This window comes from Actinomycetospora straminea (genome assembly GCF_028737255.1).
Classification (GTDB): Bacteria; Actinomycetota; Actinomycetes; order Mycobacteriales; family Pseudonocardiaceae; genus Actinomycetospora; species Actinomycetospora straminea.
Genome location: NZ_JAQZAN010000026.1, coordinates 53,115 through 79,648, shown reverse-complemented (window position 1 = coordinate 79,648; position 26,534 = coordinate 53,115). Strand labels below are relative to the sequence as shown.

At 74.4% G+C, this 26,534-nt stretch carries 27 protein-coding genes and 1 pseudogene; 16 read left to right on the top strand and 12 right to left on the bottom strand.

The features are described 5' to 3' along the window. Window positions 1–73: 73 nt before the first annotated feature. Complete coding sequence (locus tag PH190_RS26880; RefSeq protein ID WP_274234611.1) at window positions 74–502, bottom strand: hypothetical protein; 429 nt, start codon at window positions 500–502, stop codon at window positions 74–76. 176 nt (window positions 503–678) lie between these two features. Here PH190_RS26880 and ilvD point away from each other — a divergent pair, with 176 nt between their 5' ends. From ilvD to PH190_RS26865, 3 genes are all read left to right on the top strand, one after another. Continuing rightward, window positions 679–2,373, top strand: coding sequence for a dihydroxy-acid dehydratase (ilvD, locus tag PH190_RS26875; RefSeq protein ID WP_274234610.1), 1,695 nt, complete (start codon window positions 679–681; stop codon window positions 2,371–2,373). Continuing rightward, window positions 2,370–2,786 (top strand): GNAT family N-acetyltransferase, encoded by a 417-nt coding sequence (locus tag PH190_RS26870; RefSeq protein ID WP_274234609.1) that lies wholly within the window; start codon window positions 2,370–2,372, stop codon window positions 2,784–2,786. Before ilvD ends, PH190_RS26870 begins: the two co-directional genes overlap by 4 nt. Window positions 2,787–2,904: 118 nt before the next feature. Next, window positions 2,905–3,627 (top strand): hypothetical protein, encoded by a 723-nt coding sequence (locus PH190_RS26865; protein WP_420791717.1) that lies wholly within the window; start codon window positions 2,905–2,907, stop codon window positions 3,625–3,627. Between the two features lie 102 nt (window positions 3,628–3,729). Here PH190_RS26865 and PH190_RS30900 read toward each other — a convergent pair. The 3 genes and pseudogenes from PH190_RS30900 to PH190_RS26855 all read right to left on the bottom strand — a co-directional run. Continuing rightward, window positions 3,730–4,164, bottom strand: a pseudogene (locus tag PH190_RS30900) (SMI1/KNR4 family protein); the annotation flags it as partial. A gap of 76 nt (window positions 4,165–4,240) precedes the next feature. After that, entirely contained in the window at window positions 4,241–4,552 is a 312-nt protein-coding gene (locus PH190_RS26860) for a protealysin inhibitor emfourin (protein ID WP_274234607.1), read from the bottom strand. After that, window positions 4,549–5,649 (bottom strand): M4 family metallopeptidase, encoded by a 1,101-nt coding sequence (locus tag PH190_RS26855; protein ID WP_274234606.1) that lies wholly within the window; start codon window positions 5,647–5,649, stop codon window positions 4,549–4,551. Before PH190_RS26855 ends, PH190_RS26860 begins: the two co-directional genes overlap by 4 nt. Window positions 5,650–5,917: 268 nt before the next feature. Between PH190_RS26855 and PH190_RS26850 the strand changes: the two genes are divergently transcribed. From PH190_RS26850 to PH190_RS26835, 4 genes are read left to right on the top strand one after another with little or no spacing between them, the layout of a single operon-like run. Continuing rightward, window positions 5,918–7,447 carry a DEAD/DEAH box helicase gene (locus tag PH190_RS26850; protein ID WP_274234605.1) on the top strand — a complete coding sequence of 510 codons (1,530 nt, stop codon included), beginning with the start codon at window positions 5,918–5,920 and terminating at the stop codon, window positions 7,445–7,447. Between the two features lie 52 nt (window positions 7,448–7,499). Next, a complete protein-coding gene (locus PH190_RS26845; protein WP_274234604.1) occupies window positions 7,500–8,498 on the top strand; it encodes a TIGR04222 domain-containing membrane protein in 999 nt (332 codons plus the stop codon). Next, the gene (locus PH190_RS26840) at window positions 8,495–9,319 is read left to right on the top strand and encodes an MbnB/TglH/ChrH family RiPP precursor modification enzyme (RefSeq protein ID WP_274234603.1); all 825 of its coding nucleotides are present in this window, start codon (window positions 8,495–8,497) and stop codon (window positions 9,317–9,319) included. Before PH190_RS26845 ends, PH190_RS26840 begins: the two co-directional genes overlap by 4 nt. Continuing rightward, window positions 9,316–9,666, top strand: a complete 351-nt coding sequence (locus PH190_RS26835; protein ID WP_274234602.1) for an SCO6045 C-terminal-like domain-containing protein — start codon at window positions 9,316–9,318, stop codon at window positions 9,664–9,666. The genes PH190_RS26840 and PH190_RS26835 overlap by 4 nt, the downstream gene beginning before the upstream one ends. 280 nt (window positions 9,667–9,946) lie before the next feature. Here the strand turns inward: PH190_RS26835 and PH190_RS26830 are convergent, their stop codons facing one another. Together PH190_RS26830 and xylB are read right to left on the bottom strand one after the other, a co-directional pair. Then, on the bottom strand, window positions 9,947–10,465 hold the full coding sequence (locus tag PH190_RS26830) for an Hsp20/alpha crystallin family protein (protein ID WP_274234601.1): 519 nt from the start codon (window positions 10,463–10,465) through the stop codon (window positions 9,947–9,949). A gap of 162 nt (window positions 10,466–10,627) precedes the next feature. Beyond that, the gene (gene xylB / locus PH190_RS26825) at window positions 10,628–12,025 is read right to left on the bottom strand and encodes a xylulokinase (protein ID WP_274234600.1); all 1,398 of its coding nucleotides are present in this window, start codon (window positions 12,023–12,025) and stop codon (window positions 10,628–10,630) included. A 114-nt stretch (window positions 12,026–12,139) separates the two neighbouring features. Between xylB and PH190_RS26820 the strand changes: the two genes are divergently transcribed. Next, window positions 12,140–12,616, top strand: a complete 477-nt coding sequence (locus PH190_RS26820) for an SRPBCC family protein (RefSeq protein ID WP_274234599.1) — start codon at window positions 12,140–12,142, stop codon at window positions 12,614–12,616. A gap of 10 nt (window positions 12,617–12,626) precedes the next feature. On the opposite strand, the gene PH190_RS26815 is transcribed toward PH190_RS26820, so the two are convergent. Next, window positions 12,627–13,616 carry a LacI family DNA-binding transcriptional regulator gene (locus PH190_RS26815; RefSeq protein ID WP_337993860.1) on the bottom strand — a complete coding sequence of 330 codons (990 nt, stop codon included), beginning with the start codon at window positions 13,614–13,616 and terminating at the stop codon, window positions 12,627–12,629. Between the two features lie 231 nt (window positions 13,617–13,847). Between PH190_RS26815 and PH190_RS26810 the strand changes: the two genes are divergently transcribed. From PH190_RS26810 to PH190_RS26785, 6 genes are all read left to right on the top strand, one after another. Further along, window positions 13,848–15,224 carry an ABC transporter substrate-binding protein gene (locus PH190_RS26810; protein ID WP_274234597.1) on the top strand — a complete coding sequence of 459 codons (1,377 nt, stop codon included), beginning with the start codon at window positions 13,848–13,850 and terminating at the stop codon, window positions 15,222–15,224. Further along, window positions 15,221–16,165 carry a carbohydrate ABC transporter permease gene (locus PH190_RS26805; RefSeq protein ID WP_420791716.1) on the top strand — a complete coding sequence of 315 codons (945 nt, stop codon included), beginning with the start codon at window positions 15,221–15,223 and terminating at the stop codon, window positions 16,163–16,165. Before PH190_RS26810 ends, PH190_RS26805 begins: the two co-directional genes overlap by 4 nt. Next, window positions 16,165–17,046, top strand: a complete 882-nt coding sequence (locus PH190_RS26800; RefSeq protein ID WP_274234596.1) for a carbohydrate ABC transporter permease — start codon at window positions 16,165–16,167, stop codon at window positions 17,044–17,046. The genes PH190_RS26805 and PH190_RS26800 overlap by 1 nt, the downstream gene beginning before the upstream one ends. A gap of 12 nt (window positions 17,047–17,058) precedes the next feature. Further along, window positions 17,059–18,150 carry an ABC transporter ATP-binding protein gene (locus PH190_RS26795; RefSeq protein ID WP_274234595.1) on the top strand — a complete coding sequence of 364 codons (1,092 nt, stop codon included), beginning with the start codon at window positions 17,059–17,061 and terminating at the stop codon, window positions 18,148–18,150. A 15-nt stretch (window positions 18,151–18,165) separates the two neighbouring features. Next, entirely contained in the window at window positions 18,166–18,462 is a 297-nt protein-coding gene (locus tag PH190_RS26790) for a Dabb family protein (RefSeq protein WP_345380496.1), read from the top strand. 217 nt (window positions 18,463–18,679) lie between these two features. Next, window positions 18,680–19,849, top strand: a complete 1,170-nt coding sequence (locus PH190_RS26785) for a macrolide family glycosyltransferase (protein ID WP_274234593.1) — start codon at window positions 18,680–18,682, stop codon at window positions 19,847–19,849. Here PH190_RS26785 and PH190_RS26780 read toward each other — a convergent pair. The 4 genes from PH190_RS26780 to PH190_RS26765 form a co-directional block, all read right to left on the bottom strand. Beyond that, window positions 19,846–20,229 (bottom strand): VOC family protein, encoded by a 384-nt coding sequence (locus PH190_RS26780; RefSeq protein WP_274234592.1) that lies wholly within the window; start codon window positions 20,227–20,229, stop codon window positions 19,846–19,848. The genes PH190_RS26785 and PH190_RS26780 overlap by 4 nt on opposite strands. 88 nt (window positions 20,230–20,317) lie before the next feature. Next, window positions 20,318–21,292, bottom strand: coding sequence for an aldo/keto reductase (locus PH190_RS26775; protein WP_274234591.1), 975 nt, complete (start codon window positions 21,290–21,292; stop codon window positions 20,318–20,320). A gap of 44 nt (window positions 21,293–21,336) precedes the next feature. After that, window positions 21,337–21,765, bottom strand: a complete 429-nt coding sequence (locus PH190_RS26770; protein WP_274234590.1) for a CBS domain-containing protein — start codon at window positions 21,763–21,765, stop codon at window positions 21,337–21,339. Between the two features lie 75 nt (window positions 21,766–21,840). After that, complete coding sequence (locus PH190_RS26765; RefSeq protein ID WP_274234589.1) at window positions 21,841–22,944, bottom strand: MFS transporter; 1,104 nt, start codon at window positions 22,942–22,944, stop codon at window positions 21,841–21,843. Window positions 22,945–23,119: 175 nt separating this feature from the next. On the opposite strand from PH190_RS26765, the gene PH190_RS26760 reads away from it, so the two are divergent. Beyond that, a complete protein-coding gene (locus PH190_RS26760) occupies window positions 23,120–23,764 on the top strand; it encodes a class I SAM-dependent DNA methyltransferase (protein WP_274234588.1) in 645 nt (214 codons plus the stop codon). Between the two features lie 17 nt (window positions 23,765–23,781). Next, entirely contained in the window at window positions 23,782–25,773 is a 1,992-nt protein-coding gene (locus PH190_RS26755; protein WP_274234587.1) for an acetoacetate--CoA ligase, read from the top strand. A 50-nt stretch (window positions 25,774–25,823) separates the two neighbouring features. Here the strand turns inward: PH190_RS26755 and PH190_RS26750 are convergent, their stop codons facing one another. Further along, on the bottom strand, window positions 25,824–26,504 hold the full coding sequence (locus PH190_RS26750) for a PAS domain-containing protein (RefSeq protein WP_274234586.1): 681 nt from the start codon (window positions 26,502–26,504) through the stop codon (window positions 25,824–25,826). Between the last annotated feature and the right edge of the window lie 30 nt (window positions 26,505–26,534).

The following is a 26,534-nucleotide window of genomic DNA, read 5'->3' as shown; positions in this document are numbered from 1 at the left end:
CAGAGCTTAGCACTATCAGTTGAGGCGTCAACTATTGGTCCGCGCTGTGACCGGGCTCTCCCGGGGGGCGGCGTCAGGCGCGGGCGGCGAGGTCCGCGTCGCCGGCGACGACCGGGCCGTCCCAGCGCGCGGTGAGGGCACCGGCGAACGCCTCGGCGCCCGCCCCGCGCACCTGCACGATCAGCCGGTCACCCGCGAGGCCGGCCGCACTGCGCGCGAAGAGGGCGATCGCGTCGGGCTCGCTCGCCGCCGGGTCGACGGCGACGACGACCCGCACCGACGTCGTCGCGAGCAGGACGGCCAGCGCCCGGGCGGTCGCGGGCCAGTGGTCGCCGGTCCCGCCCGGCGGGATCACGACGACCGCGGCGCCGCCGGCCTCGGCGGCGCGGGCCCGGTCGACGAGGGCGTCGAGGTCGCGGGACCCGCCCACGGGGCCGAGGTCCGGGCCGGTGGGGTCGGGACGGTCGAGGTGGACGACGCGGGGCGCGGCGAGGGTGGTCACGGTGACGGGCTCCGTCGAGGTGGCGCGGGGTGGGACGCGGTGGTCAGCGGTCCCGGCGACAGAGCTCGTCGAAGGCGTCCGAGCGGCGGCCCGGCCAGAACGGCTCGAGCGGCTCACCCGTCATGCGGCCGAGTCTGCTCCCGGCCTCCGGGGGCGACAAGCGTTACCTTCGCCTCATGGAGCAGGCCGACCTCAAGCCCCGCAGCCGCGACGTCACCGACGGCATGGAGCGGGCCGCGGCCCGCGGCATGCTGCGCGCGGTCGGGATGCGCGACGACGACTTCGCCAAGCCCCAGATCGGCATCGCGTCGTCGTGGAACGAGATCACGCCCTGCAACCTGTCCCTGGACCGCCTGGCCACCGCGTCCAAGGAGGGCGTGCACCGCGCCGGCGGCTTCCCGATGGAGTTCGGGACGATCTCGGTCTCCGACGGCATCTCGATGGGCCACGTCGGCATGCACTACTCGCTGGTCAGCCGGGAGGTCATCGCCGACTCGGTGGAGACGGTGGTGTCGGCCGAGCGGCTCGACGGGACGGTGACGCTCGCGGGCTGCGACAAGTCGCTGCCCGGCATGCTCATGGCCGCCGCGCGCCTCGACCTCGCGTCGGTGTTCCTCTACGCCGGCTCGATCATGCCCGGCACGGTGGACGGCAAGGAGGTGTCGATCATCGACGCCTTCGAGGCCGTCGGCGCCTGCGCCCGCGGGCTGATCAGCCGCGAGAAGGTCGACGAGATCGAGCGCGCCATCTGCCCCGGCGAGGGCGCGTGCGGCGGCATGTACACCGCGAACACCATGGCCTGCGCGGCCGAGGCGATGGGGATGGCGCTGCCCGGGTCGTCGTCGCCGCCGTCGGCCGACCGTCGCCGCGACGGGTTCGCCCGCGCGTCCGGCGAGGCCGTCGTCGGGATGCTCGCCCGCGGCCACACCGCCCGCGACGTCATGACCCGCGAGGCGTTCGAGAACGCGATCGCCGTCGTCATGGCGTTCGGGGGCTCGACCAACGCGGTGCTGCACCTGCTCGCGATCGCCCGCGAGGCCGACGTCGAGCTCACCCTCGACGACTTCAACCGCATCGGCGACAAGGTCCCCCACCTCGCCGACGTCAAGCCGTTCGGACGCTGGATGATGAACACGGTCGACCGCGTCGGCGGCGTGCCCGTGGTCATGAAGGCGCTGCTCGACGCGGGGCTGGTCCACGGCGACTGCCTCACGGTGACGGGCAGGACGGTCGCCGAGAACCTCGAGGAGCTGCGCCCCGAGGGCCTCGACGGCGAGATCCTGCGCCCGCTGTCGAACCCCATCCACCCCACCGGCGGGCTGACGATCCTGCGCGGCTCGCTCGCCCCCGACGGTGCCGTGGTGAAGTCGGCGGGCTTCGACACCGCCTCCTTCGAGGGCACCGCACGCGTCTTCGACGGCGAGCAGGGCGCGATGGACGCCGTCGAGGCGTCCGGCCCGGAGGGGCTGCAGCCCGGCGACGTCGTCGTCATCCGCAACGAGGGCCCGCGCGGCGGGCCCGGGATGCGCGAGATGCTCGCGGTCACGGGCGCGATCAAGGGCGCGGGCCTCGGCAAGGACGTCCTGCTCATCACCGACGGCCGCTTCTCCGGCGGGACGACGGGCCTGTGCGTCGGGCACGTCGCGCCCGAGGCCGACCACGGCGGGCCGATCGCCTTCGTCCGCGACGGCGACCGCATCCGCCTCGACCTCGCCGCCCGCACCCTCGACCTCCTGATCTCCGACGAGGAGCTCGCCGCCCGCCGCGAGGGCTGGACCACCCCGCCGCCGAAGCACCGCACCGGCGTGCTCGGCAAGTACGCCCGCCTCGTCGGCTCGGCGGCCGAAGGGGCCGTGGTCGGGTTCGCGTGATCCGGCGGGCCTTCACCGAGCTGTCGGCCGCCGAGCTCTACGACCTGCTCGCCCTGCGGGTGCGGGTGTTCGTCGTCGAGCAGGCGTGCGCCTACCAGGAGCTCGACGGTGTCGACACGGCCGCCGAGCACGTGTGGACGCGGGGGCCGGCCGGCGAGATCGCCGCCTACCTGCGGGTGCTCGACGAGGGCGGCGGGGTCACCCGGCTGGGTCGGATCGTCACCGCGCCCGAGCACCGCGGCACCGGCGCCGGGGCGGCGCTGATGCGGGCGGTGATGGCGGACCTCGAAGGGCCGGTCGTGCTCGGCGCGCAGGTGCGGGCGCAGGGGTTCTACGAGCGGCTCGGGTTCGTCGTCGACGGCCCGGGCTACGACGAGGACGGCATCCCGCACGTGCCCATGCGGCGCGTCTGAGTCCCCGTCGCTGAGCGCAGGGCCCCGTCGCTCGACACGAACGGCGAGGGGCGCCCTCCGCCGGAACCCCCAGCTCCTCCACAGCCGCGTCTCAGGCGCCGCGCGGACAGTGGGAGACGTGGAGATCCTGCTCATCCTGCTCGTCGTCGGCGGCCTGGTCGCCCTCGTGGCCACGCGCGGGCGCGGCCGGGGCACCACCGCCCAGAGCCAGCTGGGGGACGCCGAGGCCGAGGCGCGCCGCTGGTACGAACGCCTCGGCGGCCAGGTCCTCAACCTGACCGGCACCGACGAGCCCTCGAAGCAGGCGCTCGCCGACGCCGCCGAGCGCTACACCGCCGCCGGCTCGCAGCTCGAGCAGGCGTCGACCGCCCCGCAGTACCGGCTGGTCGGCGACACCGCGCTCGAGGGCCTCTACTACGTGCGCGCCGCCCGCACCGCGATGGGCATGGACCCCGGACCGGAGCTGCCCGGCGCCGCCGAGCGGTCGCGCGCCGGGGCGCTGGAGGCCGAGCAGTCGGTGGAGGTCGAGGGCCGCGCCGTCACCGGCTCGCCCCGGCCCTCGGCGCAGAACAGCCACTACTACCCGGGCGGCATGGTCGGCGGCCGTCCCGTGCCCGCCGGCTGGTACTCCGAGCCGTGGTGGCGCCCGATGCTCCTCGGCGGTGTCGGCGTCGTCGGCGGGATGTTGGTCGCCAGCGCGCTGGTGTCCGGCTTCGGCGCGGCCGCGGTGGGTGGCGACGCGGCGGCCGCCGACCCGGGCATGGACCCGGGCATGGACCCGGGCATGGACCCGGGCGGGTTCGACGGCGGCTTCGACGGCGGGGGCTTCCTCGACTGGTGACCCGTCAGCGCAGGTCGGGGCGTCCCACCACGCGACACCGTCGGCCAGCGCGTCCGGGTCGGGCGCGGCGAGGTCGGCGGCGAGCAGGGCCTCGATGTAGGCGGCGACGCCGGGCGCGAGCACCCGGCGCTCGTCCTCGTCGGGCCCGGCGACGATCACCTGTCCCACGGTGCCTCCCGGCGGCGGGTCGAGGTCGACCATGAGGTGGTTGCCGCCGCCGTCCTCGGCCAGCGGCCACCAGCCGGCACGGGTGTACGAGCGGTGCACCGGGTCGTCGCCGCGGACCGTGATCATGTCGTCGACGTCCTCGGGCCGGTGGGTCGCCCGGATGTCCGCCCAGCCCTGCCACGCGCGCGACGCCCCGGCGACCGACAGGAACTCGTAGCCGGGGAAGAGGTTGGTGGACAGGCCGGTCGCGTCGCGGCTCGCGACCTGGCCGTCGGCGACCCAGTAGAGGGCGGCGAGCTCGTCGGGGAAGCCGCCGACGACCTCCCCGGCCACCGCGACGACGGCGTCCTCGGCGGGCGGGCGCACCATCGCCCGCGCCCCCCAGCCCTCCGCGTCGAGCCGGTCGACCCAGCGGCTCCACAGGTCCTCGATCACCAGCGTCCCCTCAGCGTCCGATGCGTCGGTGTCCGTGCGGGCCGTCGAGGACCCACGTCACGAGGGCGTCGGCACCCGGCGGCGCCGCGCCCTGGCCGAAGCGGGCCCGGCGCACCGCGCCGTCTTCGCGCTCGACCGCCAGCTCGTAGTCGAAGGTGTCGGCGCGGCCCTTGGTGGCGGCGGGCGGGACGTCGGGGAACTCGCAGGCGTCGACCAGGCCCGTGAGCTGCGCCGTCGCGTCCGCGTCGAGCTCGCCGGTGTCGACCTCGACCGTGAGCACCATGCCCGCGACCCCGCCGGCCCGGACCACGGTCACCTTCACCGCGGGTCCGCCGGTAGCCGCACCTTGACCGCCTCCCAGCCGCCGCGCACCGCGTCCTGCTGGGCCGAGCTCTCGCCGTAGCGCTCGCCCGCCACCGTCACGGTGAGCGCCGCGCAGGCCGCGAAGTCGGCGGTCGGGGCGAGGCGCCCGCCCGTGAGGACCTCGTACCAGATCGGGCCCACCGTCTCCCAGGCGCGACCGCCGAGCGTGCGGGCGGCCTCGGCGAAGGCGCGGTTGGGGATGCCGGAGTTGATGTGGACGCCGCCGTTGTCGTTGCGCGGGTCGTCGTCGGCGGGCAGGTCGGCGTAGGCGTCCATGTCGGCGGGCTGGTCGTCGCCCGAGTAGGCCGTGCCCGGCGCGATCATGTTGCGCAGCGCGCCGCCGAGCGAGGGGTCGAGGATGCCCTCGCCCACCAGCCACGACGCGGACGCGGCGTCGACGTAGCCGGCGCGGTGCTCGACGAGGACGCCGAAGACGTCGGAGAACGACTCGTTGAGCGCCCCGCTCTGCCCTCGGTACTCGAGGCCGGCGCTGAATTGCGTGACGCCGTGGGTGAGCTCGTGGGCGATGACGGCCAGCGAGCGCGTCAGCCCGCCGGGGACGAACACCCCGCCACCGCCGTCGCCGTAGACCATCTGGTCGCCGGTCCAGAACGCGTTGTCGTAGCGCCGGCGGAAGTGGACCGACGAGACGAGGTCGAGCCCGCGCCCGTCGATCGAGTCGCGCCCGAAGACCTCCCGGTAGAACGTCGCCGTGGCCGCGGCGCCGTCGAAGGCCTGGTCCACCGCGGCGTCGCCGGTCGGCGGGTCGTCGGTGCCGCGGACCCGGCGCCCGGGCAGCGCCTCCTCCTCGCCGCCCGCGGCGTCGTACACGGTGTTCTCCGGGCCGGTGGCGGGCGCCTGCGCGGGCAGGAACTCCAGGTCGGCGGGCGAGAGCCCGAACCGGCGCAGCGTCGCGCCGAGAGCCGTGCGCCGCGACCGCAGTGCCGCCGAAACCAGCAGCGTGCGCAGGGCCGCGTCCCGCGCGTCGCGCCCGCCCCGCTCGGCCACCCGCAGCAGCAGCGACGGCGGCGCGATCTCGCAGCGGCAGCTGATCACGGCGGTCAGTGTGCCCGAGACGTCCGACACCCCCCGTGGTCGCACCGGCGCCGACGATCTCTGGGAGACTGGAGGGGTACGCGGCGCCGCACCGGCGCCCGTGGGTCGTCAGCACTCCGCGCTCGACGCGGCACCCCTCCACCGTGGACACCGTGGACGGGCCGACGCTCGCGGCCCCCTCGTTCCCCGTGGAGAGGTCCCCGACATCCCGACGACGTCTGCTCCCCGTTCCCGCACGCCCTTCGCCGACCTCGGCATCCCCGCCGACGTGGTCGACGTGCTCGCGGCGCGCGGGATCACCGACCCCACCCCGATCCAGCACGCCGCGATCCCGGACGCGCTGTCCGGCCGCGACGTGCTCGGCCGGGGCCGCACCGGCAGCGGCAAGACCCTGGCCTTCGGGCTGCCGCTGCTGTCCCGCCTCGCCGGCGGGCGCACGATCTCGAAGCGTCCCCGCGGCCTCGTGCTGCTGCCGACGCGCGAGCTCGCGAGCCAGGTCCGCGACGCCCTCGCCCCGCTCGCCGAGGCCCTCGGCCTGCGCCAGACCGTCGTCTACGGCGGCGTCGGCCAGGGCCGCCAGGCCGACGCGCTGCGCAGCGGCGTCGACCTGCTCATCGCCTGCCCCGGCCGCCTCGAGGACCTCCTCGGGCAGGGGCTCGTGGACCTCGACCGCGTCGAGGTCACGGTGCTCGACGAGGCCGACCACATGAGCGACCTCGGCTTCCTGCCGGCCGTCCGGCGGCTGCTGCGCCGCACCGCGCGCGACGGGCAGCGGCTGCTGTTCTCGGCGACGCTCGACGGCGAGGTCGACCGGCTCGTGCGGGAGTTCCTGCACGAGCCGGTGACCCACAGCGTCGACACCGCGCAGGAGCCGGTGCCCGACATGACCCACCACGTGTTCACGGTCGCGCCCGGCGACCGCACCGCGGTGGTCAACGAGCTCGCCGGCGGCCAGGGGCGCAGCATGCTGTTCACCCGCACCAAGCACGCCGCGCGCAAGCTCTCCCGCCAGCTCACCGCGGCCGGGATCCCGGCCACGGAGCTGCACGGCAACCTCTCGCAGCCGGCGCGGGACCGGAACCTCGCGGGCTTCGCGTCCGGCGACGTGCGCGTCCTCGTCGCCACCGACATCGCCGCCCGCGGCATCCACGTCGACGACGTCGCGCTCGTCGTGCACGTCGACCCGCCGGCCGAGCACAAGGCGTACACCCACCGCTCCGGGCGCACCGCGCGCGCCGGCTCGGCGGGCGACGTCGTGACGCTCGTGGCGCCCGCCGACCGCGCCGAGGTCGCGTCGATGACGCGCAAGGCCGGCATCCGCCCGAAGACCGCGGACGTGGGGCCCGGGGCACGCGAGATCACGGCGCTGGTCGGCGAGCCCGCGCCGCGCGTGGCGCCCGAGGACGGCCCGGAGTCGGCGGCCCGCAAGCCCCCGCCCCAGCCGCCGGCGGGGTCGGGGCGGTCCGGCGGCGGCCGTGGGTCGGGCCGGTCCGGCGGCGGTCCGGGCGGCGCGGGCGGCTCGGGCGGCGGGCGGTCCGGGGGTTCGCGGTCGGGCGGATCGCGGTCCGGGGCCTCGCGGTCCGGCGGCCGGGGGCGCGGCGGTGGCTCGCGCACCGACGGCGGTGCGACCGCGGGCGCCGGGGCCGGCTCCGGCGGCGCGTCGGGTGCTCGCGGTGGTGGCACGGGGGGCGGTCGGCCGCGGTCGGCGGCGGCCGGAGCTGCGTCGCCGAGCGCGCCGGGCCACTCGGCAGCGGCCCACTCCGCGCGCTCCGGCGCGGGCCGCGGTCGTCGTCGCTGACCGCTTTTCTCACAGTCGGTAGCTGATCGCTGGGCCGAACGAGTGGTCGCGCTTGCTGTCCGCGACGGGCGCGGACAACAGTGCGCTCGAGCGCGCCGCGGGTGCGGCCGCCACTCGTCGCGACCCGGAGGTCGTCGTGGGAGACACGTGGGGCATCTCCGGCCCGGCGTTCCTCGGGATCTACGTGCTGCTCGTCGTGGCGAGCGCCCTCGTCGCGCCGGTGGCGGTGTGGCTGCTCGACCGGAAGGTGGCGCGAGCCGACGGTGACGCGCCGTCGCCGGACGTCACGGTCGAGGACCTCGCGCTGCTCGCGGGCGGGCCGCCGCGGCTGGTGCACGCGGCGATCGCCCGGCTGGTCGAGGGCGGCGTGCTGCGCGTCGGCCGCGACCGGCACCTGACCGTCACGGGGCGCCCGCCGATCGGCGAGCTCGACGAGACCGTCGTCGACACGATCGCCGGCTCCCCGCACGGGCTGCGCACGGGGGAGACGACGATGCGGATGCGCGGCGCCCCGGCCGTCCGCGACCTCCAGGTCGCCGCCCGGCGCCGGGGCCTGTTCCACGATCCGGCGGCCGTGGCACGGCGCAAGCACCTCGCGTACCTCGTCGTCGGCGCGGTCGTCCTGCTCGGGCTCGTCCGGTGCGCGGCCGGCCTCGCGCGGGGCGCGCCGACGGTGTTCCTCGTGGTGCTCACGATCTTCGCCGCGGCCGTCGCGCTGACCGTGCTCCCGTTCTCGGTGCACCGCCCGACGCGCCGGGGCCGGGCCACGCTGGCCGCCGCGCACGCGTCGCTGTACCGCCCGGCCTTTGCCGCCGACCGGGCGTGGGGACCGGTCGCGACCGGGACGCTCGGGATCGCGGGGATGGTCGCGGTCGGCGGGCTCGCGATGTACCCGGACGCGGAGCTCGCGCACCTGCTCGCCGCGCCGTCGCTGGGCGCGGGGACGGGCGGCTCGGACGGCGGCGGGTCCGACGGAGGGTCGTCGTGCGGGGGCGGCTCGTCGTGCGGTGGTGGCGGGGGCTGCGGCGGGGGCGGCGGGTGCGGGGGATGAGCGCGCTGCCGGGCGGTCCGACCGGCGTCGGCATCGGCTGGCGCCACGAGATCGACCTGACCATCGAGCGGATGGCCGACGTCGACTTCGTCGAGGCCGTCGCCGAGGACCTCCACCCCGGGGCGTTGCCGGCGTCGATCACCGCGCTGCGGGCGCGCGGGGTGCCGGTGCTGCCGCACGCGGTGTCGTTGTCGCTGGGCGGGGCGGAGCCGCTGCGCCACGACCGGGTCGAGCGCCTCGCGGCCGTCGCCGACGCCCTCGACGCGCCGCTCGCGAGCGACCACGTGGCCTTCGTCCGCGCGGGCGGGCTCGAGTCGGGGCACCTGCTGCCGGTGCCGCGCACGCGCGAGGCGCTCGACGTCGTCGTCGACAACGTCCGCGCGACGCAGGCGACGCTCGGCGTGCCGCTGGCGTTGGAGAACATCGCGCCGCTGCTCGCGTGGCCGGACGCCGAGATGAGCGAGGGCGCGTTCCTCGCCGAGCTCTGCGCGCGGGCCGACGCCTGGCTGCTGCTCGACGTCGCGAACCTGCACGCGAGCGCGGTGAACCTCGGGCAGGACCCGGAGCGCGTGCTCGACGAGCTGCCGCTCGAGCGCGTCGCCTATGTGCACGCGGCGGGCGGGGTGGAGCGCGACGGGGTCTACCACGACACCCACGCCCACGCGCTGACCGCGCCGGTGCTCGATCTGCTCGACGCGCTGTGTGCGCGCCGGCGTCCGCCCGCGGTCCTCCTCGAGCGCGACGACCGCTACCCGCCCGACGACGAGCTCGCCGCCGAGCTCGCGGCGCTGCGGGCGGTGCACGACCGGGTGCGGGCGTGAGCCGCGAGGAGCTCGCGGCCCGGCAGGCGGCGCTGCTGGCCGCGCTGGTCGCCGACGGGCCGGCGCCGGCGGGGATCGACCCGGCGCGCGTGGCCCTCGAGGCGGACGCCCTGCGCGCCAAGCGCCGCCGGGCGCTGGCGCGCCTCCTGCCCGTCGAGGTGCACGAGCGCCTCGGCGCCGAGCTCGGCCCGCGCCTCGACGCGTGGATCGCCGCCCACCCCCGCCGGACCGGGACGTCGATGCGCGACGACGCCGCCGACTTCACGGTGACCCTGCGCGCCGAGGGCCTCGTCCCGCGCCGATCCCTGCGGGAGCTTGTGCGAGCGATGCGGCATCGCTGGCACTGAACGCCAGGATCGCCACATCCTCGCCCGCGCGACACGCCCCCCTGGCCCGTCGAGACATGAGGCCGGCTGGCGCACCGGGGTGGTGCCAGCCTGGCGTCCACGCTGACACTCAACGTCAGGAAATCCGCCAGCTCGCGCACCCCGTTTCGACCCCGGACACGACGACGCCCGCGGGACCGGGGTGGTCCCGCGGGCGTCGGGGCCCGCGATCACGAGGTGATCAACGGGGAGTTCCTGCGCGTAGAAGCAGCGAACAGCGCGTTCGCTGCGTCCGGGTGCCTCAGGCGGCCTGGGACTCGCCCGACTCGCCCTCGCGCGGCTCGACCGACTCGGTCGACTCGCCGGCCTCGCCCGACTCCGGCGCCGGGGCGCCGTCGATGGCGATGCGCCGGGCGCCGGCCTCGACCGACGCGTGGGCGCCGGCCACGCGGACCGTCAGCACGCCGGCGTCGTACGACGCGGACACCGCGTCGCCGTCGACGTGCGCGGGCAGGGTGAAGGTCCGGCGGAACGAGCCGTAGCGGCTCTGGCGGAAGCCCTCGCCGGTCTGCTCGTCGCGACGCTCGCCGCGGACGGTGAGGCGGTCGCCGTCGACCTCGACGGTGACGTCCTTGGCCACGTCCACGCCCGGGAGCTCGAGGCGGACGACGGCGTCGTCACCCTCGCGCACCACGTCGGTGGTCGGGGCGTACCAGGCGGTGCCGCGGCCACTGCGCGGGGCGGCGGGGCGGCGGAACAGGGCGTCGGTCAGCGCGAACGGGTCGACGAAGCGCGGGCCCCAGGGGATCAGCGTGCTCATGGTGGTTCCTCCTCGAGTGCCGAAGGCGGCCCGGCCTTGCGGGCCGACGACTCACTCAACATGAGTCCAGCGCGCTCAATTCCCGAGCAGGACGACATCGAGCTGGGGGATATCCTGACGTTGGACGTCAGCGTGGACGCCAGGCTGACCAACCCGGGCGAGCTACGGCGCCCGGCCGTCCCGCACGTCGGCGTAGCGCGCGCGGACCTCCTCGGAGATCGAGGCGTCGGTGACGTCGCGGCTGGTCTCGCGCGGCACGCGCCAGGACGGCTCCTCGCCCTGCAGCGCCCAGGCGGCCTGGCGGGCGGCGCCGAGGGCCACGTACTCCTGCGGCGCGAGCACCTCGACCGGCAGGCCCAGCACGTCCGGCGCGAGCTCGGCGACGGCCGCCGACCGCGACCCGCCCCCGATCAGCAGCGCCCGGCGCGCCGGCACGCCCTGCGCGGTGAGCGCGTCGACGCCGTCGGCGAGCCCGCAGAGCATGCCCTCCACCGTCGCGCGCGCCAGGTTCTCGCGGGTCCCGTTGGCCGTGGTCAGGCCGACGTAGCGACCCTGGGCCTGCGGGCGGTCGGGGGTGCGCTCGCCGTCGAGGTAGGGCAGCAGCACCAGCCCCCCGGCGCCCGGGGAGGCGGCGCGGGCGAGCTCGTCGAACCCCTCCGGGTCCACCCCGAGCAGCCCCGCGCCGACGCCCAGCACCCGCGCCGCGTTGAGGGTCGCGATCAGCGGCAGGTAGCCCCCGCGCGCGTCGGCGAACCCGGCGACCAGCCCCGAGGCGTCGGCCGTCGGTCGGTCGTAGCCGGTGAACACCGTGCCCGAGGTCCCGATCGACACGATCACCTCGCCGGCCCCCGGCCCGATCGCCAGCGCCGCGCCGGCGTTGTCGCCGGTCCCCGGGCCCACGACGATGCCGCCCTCGGTGTGCCCGACGACCTCGTCCGGCCCGGCCACCCGCGGCACGCCGAGCGCGCGCCCGAACGCCAGCTCGAGCAGGTCGGGGCGGTACTCGCCGGTGACCGTCGACCAGTAGCCGGTGCCCGAGGCGTCGCCCCGGTCGGTCACCGGCTCGTCCGGCATCCCGCACAGCCGCCAGGTCAGCCAGTCGTGCGGCAGCATCACCGTCCGCGCCCGCCCGGCGTTCTCCGGCTCGGCGCGCGAGGTCCAGCGCAGCTTCGTCGCGGTGATGCTCGCGACCGGCACCGTGCCGACCGCCTCCGCCCACGCCTCGGCCCCGCCGAGCTCCTCGATCAGGGCCCGCGCGTCCGGCGCCGAGCGCGTGTCGTTCCACAGCAGCGCGTCGCGGACCGGTTCCCCGGCCTCGTCGAGCAGCACCATCCCGTGCTGCTGGCCCGCGACGGCGATCGCCGCGACGTCGTCGGTGCCGACCTCGCCGAGGGCGCCGGCCAGCGCGTCCCACCAGGCCCGGGGGTCGACCTCGGTGCCGTCGGGATGGGCGCGGCGGGCCTCGCGGACCACGCTCCCGTCCGAGGGGTCGACGACGAGGACCTTGGTCGCCTGGGTCGAGGAGTCGACCCCGGCGACGTACGTCGCTGAGCGCGCCATGCCCCGCAGTATGGCCACGATCGTCGACGCCACGCCCCTCCGCGACCTTGTCCTACACAGCAACTCACCGATACGATCGGAGGACCAATCGAGAGAGCGACGGGAGCACCGACGATGAGCACGGGCACGGCCACCGAGGTCATGAGCGTGACGCGGCACGTCGACGCCGCGCCCGAGGCGGTGTTCGCGGTCCTCGCCGACCCTGGCAGCCACGCGGCGATCGACGGCACGGGCTGGGTCCGCGAGCCGCTGGACGAGGGCGCGATCACCGGCGCCGGACAGGTCTTCGGCATGGGCATGTTCCACCGCAACCACCCCGACGGCGACTACCGGATGCACAACCGCGTGGAGGTGTTCGACCCGCCGCGCACCCTGGCCTGGCAGCCCGGGCAGTACGGCCCCGACGGCGAGATCGGCTTCGGCGGCTGGACCTGGCGCTACGACCTCGAGCCCGACGGTGACGGCACGCGCGTGACCCTGACCTACGACTGGTCGGCGGTCCCGGCGTTCCTGCGCGAGCACATCAGCTTCCCGCCGTTCGACGAGGAGCACCTGACGCGCTCGCTCGACAACCTCGCCCGCCTGACCTAGATCCGGATCCTCAGGGCGGGCAGCCGCACGACTCCCGGATCCGCAGCTCGGGCGCGAGCCGCCGGGTCTGCGGGGGCGTGTCGGGGTCGGCGATCCGCGCGAGCAGCAGGTGCACCGCGGTCCGCGCGATCTCGTCGAACGGCTGGGCGGCGACGGTCAGGCGGGGCGAGAACAGGTCGGCCCAGGCGAAGTCGTCGAACGCGGCCACGGCGACGTCGTGGGGCACCGCGAGACCGGCCGCGCGCAGCGCCTGCATGACGCCGATGGTCATGCTGTTGTTGCCGACGACGACCGCGGTCGGCGGGTCGTCGAGCGCCAGCAGCGCCGCGGTCGCCACCCGCGCCTGCTCGGTCGCCGACGACCCGCTGACCTCGAGCGCCGGGTCGACGGGCAGCCCGCGCGCGACCAGAGCGTCCCGGTGCCCGTCGCGGCGCTCGATCGTCGTCGCGAGGCCGTCGAGGCCCGCGACCAGCCCGATGCGGGTGTGCCCGTGGTCGGCGAGGTGCCCGGTCAGCGCGGCGGTGGCCTCGCGGTTCTCGCTGCCCACCTGGTCGTGGGCGGGGTCGATGAGCCGGTCGAGCAGCACCGTCGGCACCCGGTGGCGCGCGAGGTAGGCCAGCGCGTCGTCGGGGCGGGCCGACGGGGCGAGCACGACGCCGTCGACGCGGTGGTGGTGCAGGCGGGAGACGACGGTGAGCTCGTATTCCGGGTCCTCGTGCGGGTCGACGAGCAGCAGCGTGTAGCCGGCGTCGGCGGCCGCGCACTCCGCGCCGTGGAGCAGCTCGCCGAAGTACGGGTTCGAGATGGCCGACAGGACCAGGCCCATCGTCGTCGTGCGCGCGGTGGCCAGGGACCGGGCGACGGTGTTCGGCGTGTAGTGGGTCGCGGCCACCGCGGAGAGCACCTGCTCGCGGGTCCGGGCGCGCACCGGGCGGGTGCCGTTGAGGACGTGCGAGACCGTGGCCGTGGAGACGCCGGCCATCCGTGCCACATCGGCCATCGTCACCATGACGTCACCATGACCGGCTCCCGTCCTCCGGTGGCGTCGCTCGGACCTCCCACCGCGTGCGCGCTAGTTGTACCCCGCGCGCACCCTCGACGCTCCACCCCGAACTGAAGGGGTTAAGCGCTTGCCTCTCACGGAGCGCAGCTTTACGGTCACCACACCGCACGTGGCCCACATCACGGTCGCCGGCGGCCAGGCTCCACCAGTGCGGCTCGGGAGGCGCGGATGCACGGCGCGGTGGCACGGCGACGGGGCCGGCTCCCGGCGGTCCTCGGAGCGGTCCTCGCGACCCTGGGGCTCCTGGCCGGGTGCTCCGGTGCCGGGGCGCTCGGCAGCGCGGAGGGCGTCGAGACCGTCACGGTCGCGATCGTGTCCAACCCGCAGATGGAGGACGCGATCTCGCTCGCGCCGGAGTTCGAGGCCGAGAACCCCGGCATCCGGTTGCGCTTCGTCTCGCTGTCCGAGAACGAGGCCCGCGCCAAGATCACCGCGTCGGTCGCGACCGGCGGCGGCGAGTTCGACATCGTCATGGTCTCGAACTACGAGACGCCGCAGTGGGCGCAGAACGGCTGGCTGACCGACCTCGAGCCCTACATGGCGGCCACCCCGGGCTACGACCGGGCCGACTTCATCCCCACCGTCCGCGACTCGCTGTCCTACGAGGGCCGGATGTACTCGGTGCCCTTCTACGGCGAGTCGTCGTTCCTCATGTACCGCCGCGACCTCTTCGAGCAGGCCGGCATCCAGATGCCCGCGCAGCCGACGTGGCCGCAGATCGCCGAGTTCGCCGCCCGCCTCGACCAGGGCGAGGGTCGCCAGCGCGGCATCTGCCTGCGCGGCAAGCCCGGCTGGGGCGAGGTCATGGCCCCGCTCGACACCGTCATCAACACCTTCGGCGGCCGCTGGTACGACCCGCAGTGGCGCGCGCAGCTGACGTCGCCCGAGGTCCGCAACGCGGTGCAGTTCTACGTCGACCTCGTCCGCCAGCACGGCCAGCCCGGCGCCTCGCAGTCCGGGTTCTCCGAGTGCGCGACGCAGTTCGGCCAGGGCCAGGTCGCCATGTGGTACGACGCGACGTCGGCCGCGGGCACCGTCGAGGACCCGGCGGAGTCGACGGTCGCGGGCCGCATCGGCTACGCGCCGGCGCCCGTCGTCGCCACCCCGTCGTCCGGCTGGCTCTACACCTGGTCGCTGGCCATCCCGCAGACCTCCCCGCGCAAGGACGCCGCCTGGCGGTTCATGTCCTGGATGACCGACCGGGAGTACATCCAGCGGGCCGGCAACGACCCCGACATCGGTTGGACCTCGATCCCGCCCGGCTCCCGCCAGTCGACCTACCAGATCCCGCAGTACCAGCAGGTGGCGAACGCCTACGCGCCGCTCATCCTCGACGGCCTGCAGCGGGCGAACCCCCAGCAGCCGACCGTGCAGCCGGTGCCGTACCAGGGCGTGCAGTTCGTCCGGATCCCGGAGTTCCAGGACCTCGGCACCCGCGTCAGCCAGCAGGTCAGCGCCGCGATCGCCGGCCAGATCACGGTGGACGAGGCCCTGGAGCAGTCGCAGAACTACGCGGAGACGGTGGGGGAGAGCTACCAGCGATGACCACCACGACGGAACGTCCGACCGCCGCACCGGAGAGCACCGGCGGCACGCCGATGGTCGACCGGGCCGAGGGATGGCGGCGCCGCGCCCCGCTGCTCCCGGCGCTGGTCTTCACGATCATCGTCACGCAGATCCCGTTCATCCTGACGCTCTACTACTCGCTGCAGTCGTGGAACCTGGTCCGGCCGGGGTCGCAGGAGTTCGTCTGGTTCGCGAACTACGGCGACGTCTTCGCCGACAGCCAGTTCCGGACGGTCGCGCTCAACACCGTGATCATGACGCTCGGCTCGGTGCTGATCGCGGTGGTCCTCGGCCTGCTGCTGGCGCTGCTGCTCAACCGGCAGTTCGCCGGGCGCGGTGTGGTGCGCACGCTGCTCATCACGCCGTTCCTCATCACGCCGGTCGCGGCGGCGCTGCTGTGGAAGACGGTGCTGCTCGACCCGACGCTGGGCCTGATCAACTTCGTGCTGACGCCGTTCGGTGGCTCGGGCACGGAGTGGATCAGCAACTACCCGCTGGCCTCGGTGATGGCCGCCCTGATCTGGCAGTGGACGCCGTTCATGATGCTGCTGCTGCTCGCGGGCCTGCAGAGCATGCCGACCGACCAGCTGGAGGCGGCCCGGGTCGACGGGGCGAGCGCATGGTCGACGTTCCGCGAGCTGACGCTGCCGCACCTGCGCCGCTTCATCGAGCTCGGCGTCGTGCTCGGCACGATCTACCTGGTCAACATCTTCGACCAGGTCTACATGATGACCCAGGGCGGTCCGGGCGTGGCCAGCGCGAACCTGCCCTTCTACATCTACCAGCGGGCGTTCCTGGGCTTCGACATCGGCCAGTCGGCGGCGATGGGCGTGGTCGTGGTGATCCTGACCCTCATCGCCGCGAACTTCGCGCTGCGCCTGATCTTCAAGTCGTTCAGTGGAGAGCAGGAGGCGGCCTGATGGCGATCACGACGAGCACTCCGCCCGACACGCAGGAGCCCGCGGCGCCGCCCGAGCCCCGTCGTCAGAAGCGCAGCGCCGCCAACGTCTGGCTGGGCGTCATCGCCTGGGTCGTGGGCATCGCGTTCTTCTTCCCGGTCTTCTGGATGGTCCTGACCTCGTTCAAGCAGGAGACCGACGCCTACACCACGACGCCGAAGATCATCTTCGAGCCGACGCTGGAGCAGTACGAGGGTGTCTTCTCCGCCGGCGTCGGCCCGTACCTGGTGAACTCCCTGATCGCCACGGTGTTCTCCACGCTGCTCGTGCTGCTGCTGGGGATCCCGGCCGCGTTCGCGGTCTCGCTGCGCCCGGTGAAGAAGACCCAGGACGTCCTGTTCTTCTTCATCTCCACGAAGATGCTGCCGGTGGTCGCGGTGATCGTGCCGATCTACGTCGTGGTCAACCAGATCGGCATGCTCGACAACATCTGGACGCTGGTCGTCCTCTACACCGGGATGAACCTGCCGATCGCGGTGTGGATGATGCGCTCGTTCTTCCTGGAGGTGCCGGGCGAGCTGCTCGAGCAGGCGAGCATCGACGGCGCCCCGCTGTGGCGCACGCTGCGCGAGATCGTGCTGCCGATCATCTCGCCGGGCATCTTCGCCACGGCGCTGATCTGCGTGATCTTCGCGTGGAACGAGTTCTTCTTCGCGGTCAACCTGACCGCGGCCAACGCCGGCACCATGCCGGTCTTCCTGGTCGGGTTCATCACCTCGGAGGGCCTGTACTGGGCCCAGCTCTCCGCGGCGGCGACCCTGGCCGCGCTGCCCGTGATCCTCGCGGGCTGGGTGGCGCAGAACAAGCTGGTGCAGGGCCTGTCGTTCGGCGCGGTCAAGTAGGGAGCTACAGCGATGGCTGAAGTGGTGTTCGACCAGGCCTCACGCATCTACACCCCGGGCGCCAAGCCCGCGGTGGACAGCCTGGACCTCACCGTCGCCGACGGCGACCTCGTCGTGCTCGTCGGCCCGTCGGGTTCGGGGAAGTCGACGGCGCTGCGGATGCTCGCGGGCCTCGAGCCGATCGACGCGGGCTCGGTGCGCATCGACGGCCGCGACGTCGTCGACGTGCCGAGCAAGGACCGCGACATCGCGATGGTGTTCCAGAACTACGCGCTCTACCCGTCGAAGACGGTCGCGGAGAACATGGCGTTCCCGCTGAAGATGCGCGGGATGCCCAAGGAGGAGCGCGCGCAGCGGGTCCGCCAGGCCGCCGAGATGCTCGGGCTCTCCGAGTACCTCGACCGCAAGCCCAAGGCCCTCTCCGGCGGCCAGCGCCAGCGCGTCGCGATGGGGCGCGCGATCGTCCGCGAGCCCCAGGTCTTCCTCATGGACGAGCCGCTGTCGAACCTCGACGCGAAGATGCGCGTGCAGACCCGCGCGCAGATCGCCGAGATGCAGAACCGGCTCGAGGTGTCGACGGTCTACGTCACCCACGACCAGGTCGAGGCCATGACGATGGGCGACAAGGTCGCGGTGCTCGCCGACGGCAAGCTGCAGCAGTACGCGACGCCGCCGGAGCTCTACGACCGGCCGATCAACGCGTTCGTCGCGGGCTTCATCGGCTCGCCGGCGATGAACCTGCTCGAGCTGCCCCGCTCGTCGTCGGGGGTCACCCTCGGCGGCATCGAGATCCCGCTGCCGCGCGACGTCTCCGACGCGGCCGGCTCGCGCGACCGCCTCACCGTCGGCGTCCGGCCCGAGGACTGGGTGCTCGAGAGCACCGGGTCGGACGCGGGGTCGGTGGTCAAGGCGGTCGTCGACGTCGTCGAGGAGCTGGGCAGCGAGTCCTACCTCTACGCCCACCTCGCCGAGGACACCTCGACCTCGATCGTCGTGCGCGGGCCGGGTCGCGTGCAGGTGCGCTTCGGCGACCCCATCGCGGTCCGCCCGAACCCGGACGCGCTGCACGTCTTCGACACCGAGACCGGGCAGCGCCTGCCGTAGCGCAGGATGGCGGACGTGATCCGCAACGTGGTGGTGGGCCGGGTGCGCGCGGGCGTGCCGGCGGAGCAGGTCGAGGCCGCGATCCAGTCCCTGCGCGACCTGACGGTCGAGGGCGTGGACTTCCGGCTGGTCGGCGGCCAGGACCGGGGCCTGCGCGAGGGCAACGCGCACTTCGCGCTGACCGCGGACTTCGTCGACGAGGACGCCTACCGCGCCTACGACGCCGACCCCGAGCACAACCGCATCCGGCGCGAGCTCTTCGCCCCGATCGCCGAGTCCATCGAGCGCATCCAGTTCGCCCTGCCCGACTGAGGCGCGCGTGTCAGCGAAGTGCCGTCGCTGACACTCGACGTCCGTATCGGTACGTCGATCACCGGGAAACTCGGTGGCCCCGCGCCGCCGAGGCTCCTAGCGTCCTCGTCGTGATCCAGCAGATCGACGGCTGACGAGAGCCCGCCCGGCGGCACCGCCGGACGACCTCCGGCGGTGCCCGCCACTGCCCTCGTCCCCTCCGTCTCCGGAGATCTCCATGGCCCACGTCCTCGTGGTCGGCGTCGCTGCGCACGGCCACACCCACCCCCACCTGCCCGTCGTCGCCGAGCTCGTCGCGCGCGGCCACCGGGTCACGTACGCGATCCCCGCGTCGTTCGCCGCGATGGTCGCCGCGACCGGGGCGACGCCGCTGGTCCACACCTCGGTGCTGCCCGACCAGGGCCGCGGCGAGCAGTGGCCGTCCGACCCGGTCGAGGGCACGGCGCTGTTCCTCGACGAGGCGGTGCACGCGCTGCCGCAGATCGAGGCGGCGCTGGCTGACGACGTCCCGGACATCGCCCTCCACGACATCGGCGGCTACCCCGCGCTCGTCCTCGCCCGCCGCTGGGGCATCCCGGCGATCCAGCTCTCGCCCGCGATGGTCGCGTGGGAGGGCTTCGAGTCCGACCTCGCCGACGACCTGGCGTTCCGGCAGGAGCCCGGGTACCGGGCCTACCTCGCGCGGTTCACGGCGTGGCTCGCCGAGCACGGCATCGACGACGACCCCGAGCAGTTCGTGGGCCGCCCGCGCCGGTCGATCGTCGAGATCCCGCGGGCACTGCAGCCGCACGCGGACAAGGTCGACCCGACCGTCTACACCTTCGTCGGGCCCGACCTCGACCGGCGGGCGGCGCAGGAGCAGTGGCCGGCGTCGGACCGGCCGCTGGTGCTCGTGTCGTTCGGGTCGGCGTACCACGACCACCCCGACCTGTTCCGGGCCTGCGCGGAGGCGTTCGCCCCGCTGGGCTGGGAGGTCGTGCTGGTCGTCGGCCCGCACGTCGACCTCGCGGCGCTCGGCGAGCTGCCCGAGCACGTCAGCGCCCACCGGTGGGTGCCGCAGCTCGGCGTGCTCGGACGGGCGAGCGCGTTCGTCACCCACGCCGGGATGGGCGGCTGCGCCGAGGGTCTCTACCAGGGCGTGCCGATGATCCCCATCCCGCAGGCGGTCGACCAGTTCGGCAACGCCGCCCTGCTCGAGGCGGCGGGCGTGGCCCGCACGGTGCCGGCGGAGGAGGCGATGCCCGAGACGCTGCGCGCGGCACTGCTCGCGCTCACGTCGACGCCGGAGGTCGCGGCGCGGCTCGCCGAACAGCGCGACCTGGTTCGCCGCGGGGGCGGGGCACGGGCCGCCGCCGACGTCGTGGAGTCGGAGCTCGCTGACACCTAGACCTGGACGACGGCGATGTTGTTGCCGTCGGGGTCGCGCATCATGAACAGCACCGGGGCCCCCGGGGCGTCCATGACGTCGTCGACCTCGACGCCGAGCTCCCGCAGGCGGGCGTGCTCGGCCCGCACGTCCGGGGTCTCGACGCCGATGCCGCCCCCGCCGGGCTCCCCGCCCATCGGCGGGTTCAGCGCGAGCCGTGCCGTGGAGCCCGGCGGGGCGACCTCGACCCAGCGGTTCTCTCCGGCCTCGCCGAACCGGGTGTCGCCGCGCAGCTCCCACCCGAGCTTCTCGGTGTAGAAGGCGATCGCGGCGTCCTGGTCGGCGACGGCGAACATGGCGACGCCGAGGTTGGTGACGGTGGTGGCGGTGGACGCGGTCATCGGGACTCCTTCATCGGTGAGGAGGACCCGACGTACCGTAGTGGGACTCCGTGATCCTGGACAAGGACCACGAAGCGTGTCCGTCCGGCTACGCGATGCCCTCGGGCGAGGCGCCGCTGACCTGCACGCCGTCGGCGGTGATCCGCTCGATCTCGGCGAGGTCGTCCGGCGACAGGCGGACGTCCACCGCGGCGAGCGAGCGCTCGATGTTCCTGTCCGAGCGGGCCCCGACGATCGCCACGTCGATGCCGTCCTGGGCGAGCACCCACGCGATCGCGAGCTGCGAGACCTCGCAGCCCTTGTCCGCCGCGAACGACGTCAGCCGCTCGACGACCTCGAGGTTCTGCCGGAACTGCTCGCCGGTGAACGCGGAGGCCTGCGAGCGCCAGTCCGAGTCCTCGAACGTGGTGTCGGTGGTCATCGTGCCGGTCAGCAGCCCCGACCCGAGCGGGCTGTAGACCAGCGTCCCGATGTCGTTCTCGCGCACGTAGGGCAGCACGCCGTCCTCGATGTGCCGGCGGAACAGGTGGTACGGCGGCTGGAGCGTCTCGACGGGCCGACGGCGGTCGAACGCGGCCATCTGGTCCTGGTCGAAGTTCGACACCCCGACGTGGCGGATCTTGCCCTCGTCGACGAGCTCCTGCAGGTAGCCCGCGGTGTCCTCGAACGGTGTGTCGGTGTCCGGCCAGTGCACCTGGTAGAGGTCGATGTGGTCGATCTTCATGGCCTTGAGCGACGACTCCACGCCCGAGCGCAGGTACTCGCGGCTCGAGTCGCGCGGCTTGTCGCTGCCCGGGTTGATGCCGCCCTTGGTGGCGATCACCACCGAGTCCCGGTCGCGGTCCAGCTCGCTGCGCAGCGCATTCGCGAGCACCTCCTCGGCCTGCCCGAACCCGTAGGCCTGGGCGGTGTCGAAGAAGTTGACGCCGAGGTCCAGGGCGTGGCGGATCGCCCGTTGCGCCTGCTCGGCGTCGTAGGAACCCCACTCGCCCGAGACCTGCCAGGTCCCGAACGCGATCCGCGACACCTGCAGCTCGGTCTTGCCCAACCTGGTCATGTCCATGTCGGCCGCGTACCCGCGACCGCGTGACCCGGAACGGTGACGCGTCAGCCCGAGATGTAGGCCTCCAGCTGGCTGCGGTGCTCCTCGAGCTGGTCGATCCGGCTCTTGACGACGTCGCCGATGCTGACGATGCCGGCGAGCCGGTCGGCGTCGTCGACGACGGGCACGTGCCGGATGCGCCGCTCGGTCATGGTGCGGCTCAGGGTCTGCACGTCGTCGCTGCCGCGGCAGGTGGCGACGACCGTCGTCATGATCTCCCGGACGGGCTCGTCGAGGAGCTCGGCGCCGCGTCGGTGCAGGTGACGCACCACGTCGCGCTCGGACACGATCCCCGCCAGCCGGTCGCCCTCGCAGACGACGGCGGCGCCGACGTTGTGGTCCGCGAGCGCCGCGAGCAGGTCGGTGACCGGGGCGTCGGGCGGGACCGTCAGCACCGCGGTCCCCTTCCGTGCGAGCAGGTCCGCGATGCGCATGGTCCGTTCCCTTCGTCGGGTTCGTGACGTGACGAATATGGCAGCAACCGTCCGGGTCCGACCAGACCCGGACGGTCACTGCCGGGACACGACCACCGCCAGGACCAGCAACGGGACCGTCAGCCCGGCGATGAGCACCGGGAGCGCGACCCACACCGAGCCGGTGCCGACGACGACGAGCACCCCGAGCCCCACGGCCTCCGAGCCGAGCCCGGCCATCGAGGTGACGGTCGCGCGGGCGTCGCCGACCACCGCGTCCTGCACCCGGGTCTCGACGACGACGAGCAGCAGCTGCAGCACGCCCCAGCCCGCGGCGATGAGCGCGAACCCGGGCCCGAGCGGCAGCAGGGCGCCGGCGCCGACGGCGATCGCGGCGCCGGCCAGCAGCGCCCCGAGCACCGGCCCGCGGGCCCGCGCGACGCGGCCGGCCAGCGCGGCGCAGGCCGTCTCGGCGACGCCGACCGCGGTCAGCGCGAGCGCCGTCGTCGCCGGCGACGCGCCGTGGTCGGCGGCGAGCAGGGGCAGGTACTCGTCGAACGCCATGAGCCCGGTGAGCAGGGCGGTGAGGACGACGGCCCGGCGCAGCAGCGCGATCCGGGCCACCTCGCCCGCCCCGTCGCGCAACATCGCCCACCACTCGACGAGCGCCGACCGCGTCGCGGCCCGCTCCCGTGGTCCGCGCGCCTCCTCGGGCAGCGTCAGCGCGAGCGCCGCCGAGAGCAGCGTCGCGCCGGCCCCGACGAGCCCGCACAGCACGTACCCACCGAGCGCCACGAGCGGCGCGGCGAGGGCGGTCGCGGCGAGGGTCGCGCCGAGGTAGCCGGCGCGGGCGCGGCCCATGAGCGTCGCGTAGCGGTCGGTCGCGTCCCACCGCGCGAGGGCGTCGTACGCCAGGGCCTCGAGCGTGCCCGAGGCCAGCGCCGTCCCCACGCCCCAGAGCACGAACCCGAGCGCGAACACCGGCGCGCCCGGCGCCAGCACCCACAGCGCGAAGGCCGCGGCCGACAGCGCCCCGGACGCCGCGAGCATCCGGCGGCGCGAGGTGACGTCGGCCCACGCGCCCGAGGGCACCTCGAGGACCAGCGTGGTCACCGACCACAGGGCGAACAGCGCGGAGATCGCCGCGTCGGACAGGCCGTGGTCGGCGAAGAGCAGCGCGTAGAGCGGGTAGAGCGGCACGGCCTGGCCGAGCGCCTCGACGGCGACGACCCGGGCACCGAACCCGCGGGGGACCCGCCCCGGAGGCGGGGCCGGGTGTCAGCGTCGGCGGAAGCGGTTCTGCACGCCGTCATCCTAGGTGAGTGATGGTCCCGGCTATAGCCGTGATTTCCGCTCACGTACGAGACTCGCGGCCATGACCGACCAGCCCTCGACCCCGACCGGCGGCAACCCGCACATGGAGCGGGCGTACACGCTGCGCGGACCCGACGACGCGCGGGAGTTCTACGACGAGTGGGCGGAGACCTACGACGACGAGCTCGCCGACGCGAGCCAGGACTACGTCGCGCCGGGCCTCGCCGCCGACACGGTCGTGCGCGTCGCGGGCGTCGGCGTCACCGTCCTCGACGCCGGCTGCGGGACGGGGCTGGTCGGTGCGGAGCTCGCCGCGCGCGAGGTCGGCACGGTCGACGGCGTCGACGTGTCCCCGGGGATGCTCGAGCGCGCCCGCGCCACCGGGGCCTACCGCTCGCTGGAGCCCGCCGACCTCACCCGCCCGCTGCGCACGCCCGCCGACAGCTACGACGTCGTCGTCTGCGTCGGCACCCTGACCCACGGCCACGTCGGCCCCGAGGCGCTGGCGGAGTTCGTGCGCGTCACCCGCCCCGGCGGGCACGTCGTCGCCACCGTCCTCGACGACGTCTGGGAATCCGGCGGCTACCGCGCCGAGGTGGACGATCTCGTCTCGGCCGGACGGGCGGATCTCGTGTCGGCCGATGTGACGCCCTACCGCGCGGGCGTCGGGGTGGAGGCGCGGATGCTGGTGCTGGCGGTCCGCTGAGGATAGAAACGGTGCCCATGAGCACCCCGTCCGAGACCACCGAGCCCGAGATCCTCTGGCGCCCCGACGAGACGACGGTGCAGAACGCGCGGATCACCGCGTTCGCGCAGCACGTGGCCCGCGAGCACGGGGTCACCGTGGACACCTACGACCAGCTGTGGGCCTGGTCGACGTCGGACCTGCCCGCCTTCTGGGGCGCGATCGTCGACTTCCTGGGCGTGCGGTTCCACGACCGGCCGAGCACGGTGCTCGGCTCCGACGCCATGCCCGGCGCCGAGTGGTTCCCGGGCGCGACGCTGAACTACGCCGAGCACGCGCTGTGGCCCCGCGAGGGCGGCGCCGACGGCGACACGGCCATCGTCGCGGTGCGCGAGGACGGCCGCCGGGTCGCGCGCACCTACGGCGAGCTGCGCGCCGACGTCGCCCGCGCCCGCGCCGGGCTGGTGGCGCTCGGGGTGGGGCGCGGCGACCGCGTCGTCGCCCTGGCCCCGAACACCGTCGAGACGCTGGTGGCGTTCCTCGCCGCGGCGTCGCTGGGGGCGACGTGGTCGTCGTGCTCGCCGGACTTCGGGGCGCGCGCCGTCGTCGACCGGTTCGCGCAGATCGAGCCGTCGGTGCTGGTCGCCGTCGACGGCTACCTCTACAACGGCAAGGGCTACGACGTCCGCGGCACCGTCGACGACCTGCGCGGCCAGTTGCCGACGCTGCGCGCGTTCGTCGGCATCGACTACCTCGCCGACGACGCCTGGGGCGGGCGCGACGACGTCGTGCGCTGGGCGGACTTCACCGACCACGCCGACGCCGAGCTCACCGTCGACCCTGTGCCGTTCGACCACCCGCTGTGGATCCTCTACTCCTCGGGCACGACGGGCCTGCCCAAGGGCATCGTGCACTCGCACGGCGGGATCGTCGTCGAGCACCTCAAGTCCCTGGCCATCCAGCACGACCTCGGTCCCGGTGACCGGTTCTTCTGGTTCACCACCACCGGCTGGATGATGTGGAACCTGCTGATCAGCGGGCTGCTGGTGGGTTCGACGGTCGTCGCCTTCGACGGCAGCCCGGGCCATCCCGACCTCGACGTGCTCTGGAAGATGGCCGCCGACGAGGGCGTGACGCTCTTCGGGACCTCGGCGTCGTTCGTGCAGTCGTGCCTCAAGGCGGGCCTGCGCCCGAGGGACGCGTTCGACCTGTCGGCGATCCGGTCGGTCGGCTCCACCGGCTCGCCGCTCTCGCCGGAGGGCTTCGACTGGCTCCGGGACGCGGTGGGCGGGCAGCTCCAGATCGCGTCGGTCTCCGGGGGCACCGACACCTGCGCCGCCTTCGTCGGCGTCGCACCGACCGTGCCGGTGTGGCGCGGGGAGATCTCCTGCCGCGCGCTGGGCTGCGCGGTCGAGTCGTTCGACCCGCAGGGCAACCCGGTCATCGACGAGGTCGGCGAGCTCGTCATCACGAGGCCGATGCCGTCGATGCCGGTGATGCTGTGGAACGACACCGACGGCTCGCGGATGCGGGAGTCGTACTTCGAGGACTTCCCCGGCATCTGGCGCCACGGCGACTGGATCCTGATCACCCCGCGGGGTTCGTGCGTCATCCGCGGGCGCAGCGACTCGACGCTCAACCGCGGCGGCGTGCGCATGGGCACCGCCGAGTTCTACGAGGTCGTCGAGTCGTTCGACGAGGTCCTCGACTCGCTGGTCATCGACACCTCGGGCCTCGAGGGCGCCCGCGACGGCGGCGAGCTGATCTGCTTCCTCGTGCTCGGCGAGGGCGTGGCGTTCTCCGACGTCGAGGGGCAGCTCAAGAAGGCGCTGCGCAGCCAGCTCTCGCCGCGCCACGTGCCCGACCGGTTCCTCGTCGTCGCGGACATCCCGCGCACGCTCAACGGCAAGAAGTCCGAGGTGCCGGTGAAGCGCATCCTCGCCGGCACCGACCCGGACAAAGCCGTCAGCAAGGACGCGCTGCGCAACCCGGAGGCGCTCGAGGACGTGGTGGCGCGGGCGCGGGACTGAGGTGCCTCCGGCAGGTGAGCAGAAAGAAGTGCTCCAGCACTTCTTTCTGCTCACCTGCCGTCAGGCACCCGGACGACCTCGGACAGCGTCACCGTCGCCCCGAGGACGTCGCCGTGGTCGTCGCGCCGGGTCGAGACCAGGACGTCGAAGACCCGGGGCCGCCCGGGCGCGTCGCAGGGCACCTCGACGCGAGCCGGCGCGGGGAGGTCGCCCTGCAGGGCGGCACGGATCGCCGCGGCGACCGTGGCGCTCGGCGGGTCGCCCGCAGCGTCACACAGCGCGAGGAACGAGCGCCCGACGCCGGCCGTCGCGGGGTCGCCGCCGTTGGCCAGGCAGAAGTCGCACCAGGCCCGGTTGACCCACACGATCACGCCGGTCGTGTCGAGCAGCGCCGTCTCGACGGGCTCCTCCACCACCGGTTCCGCCGCCCGCCGTCGCCCGGGGGTCGTGTCCGGAGGGCGGCCGATCCCCCCGCTCGAGGCGAACAGGACGTCCCGCGCGGCGCGGACGGCCGCGTCGAGCTCGTCCGCCTCGGCGCGCAGGGCCTGCCGTGTCTCCGGGTCGGAGAGCCCGGCCCGGGCGAGCAGCCGCAGCAGCACCCGCTGGACACGGTCCAGCGAGCACCGGGTCAGTTGCTGCGCCACCTGCTCGGTCACGGCGAGCCGGTCGCTGCGCAGAACGGCGTCGACCGTCCCGTCCGGGATCGCCGCCAGGTCGCGACGCTTGATCATCGACGCCTCTCGTGGCCGGGAGTGGAGAAT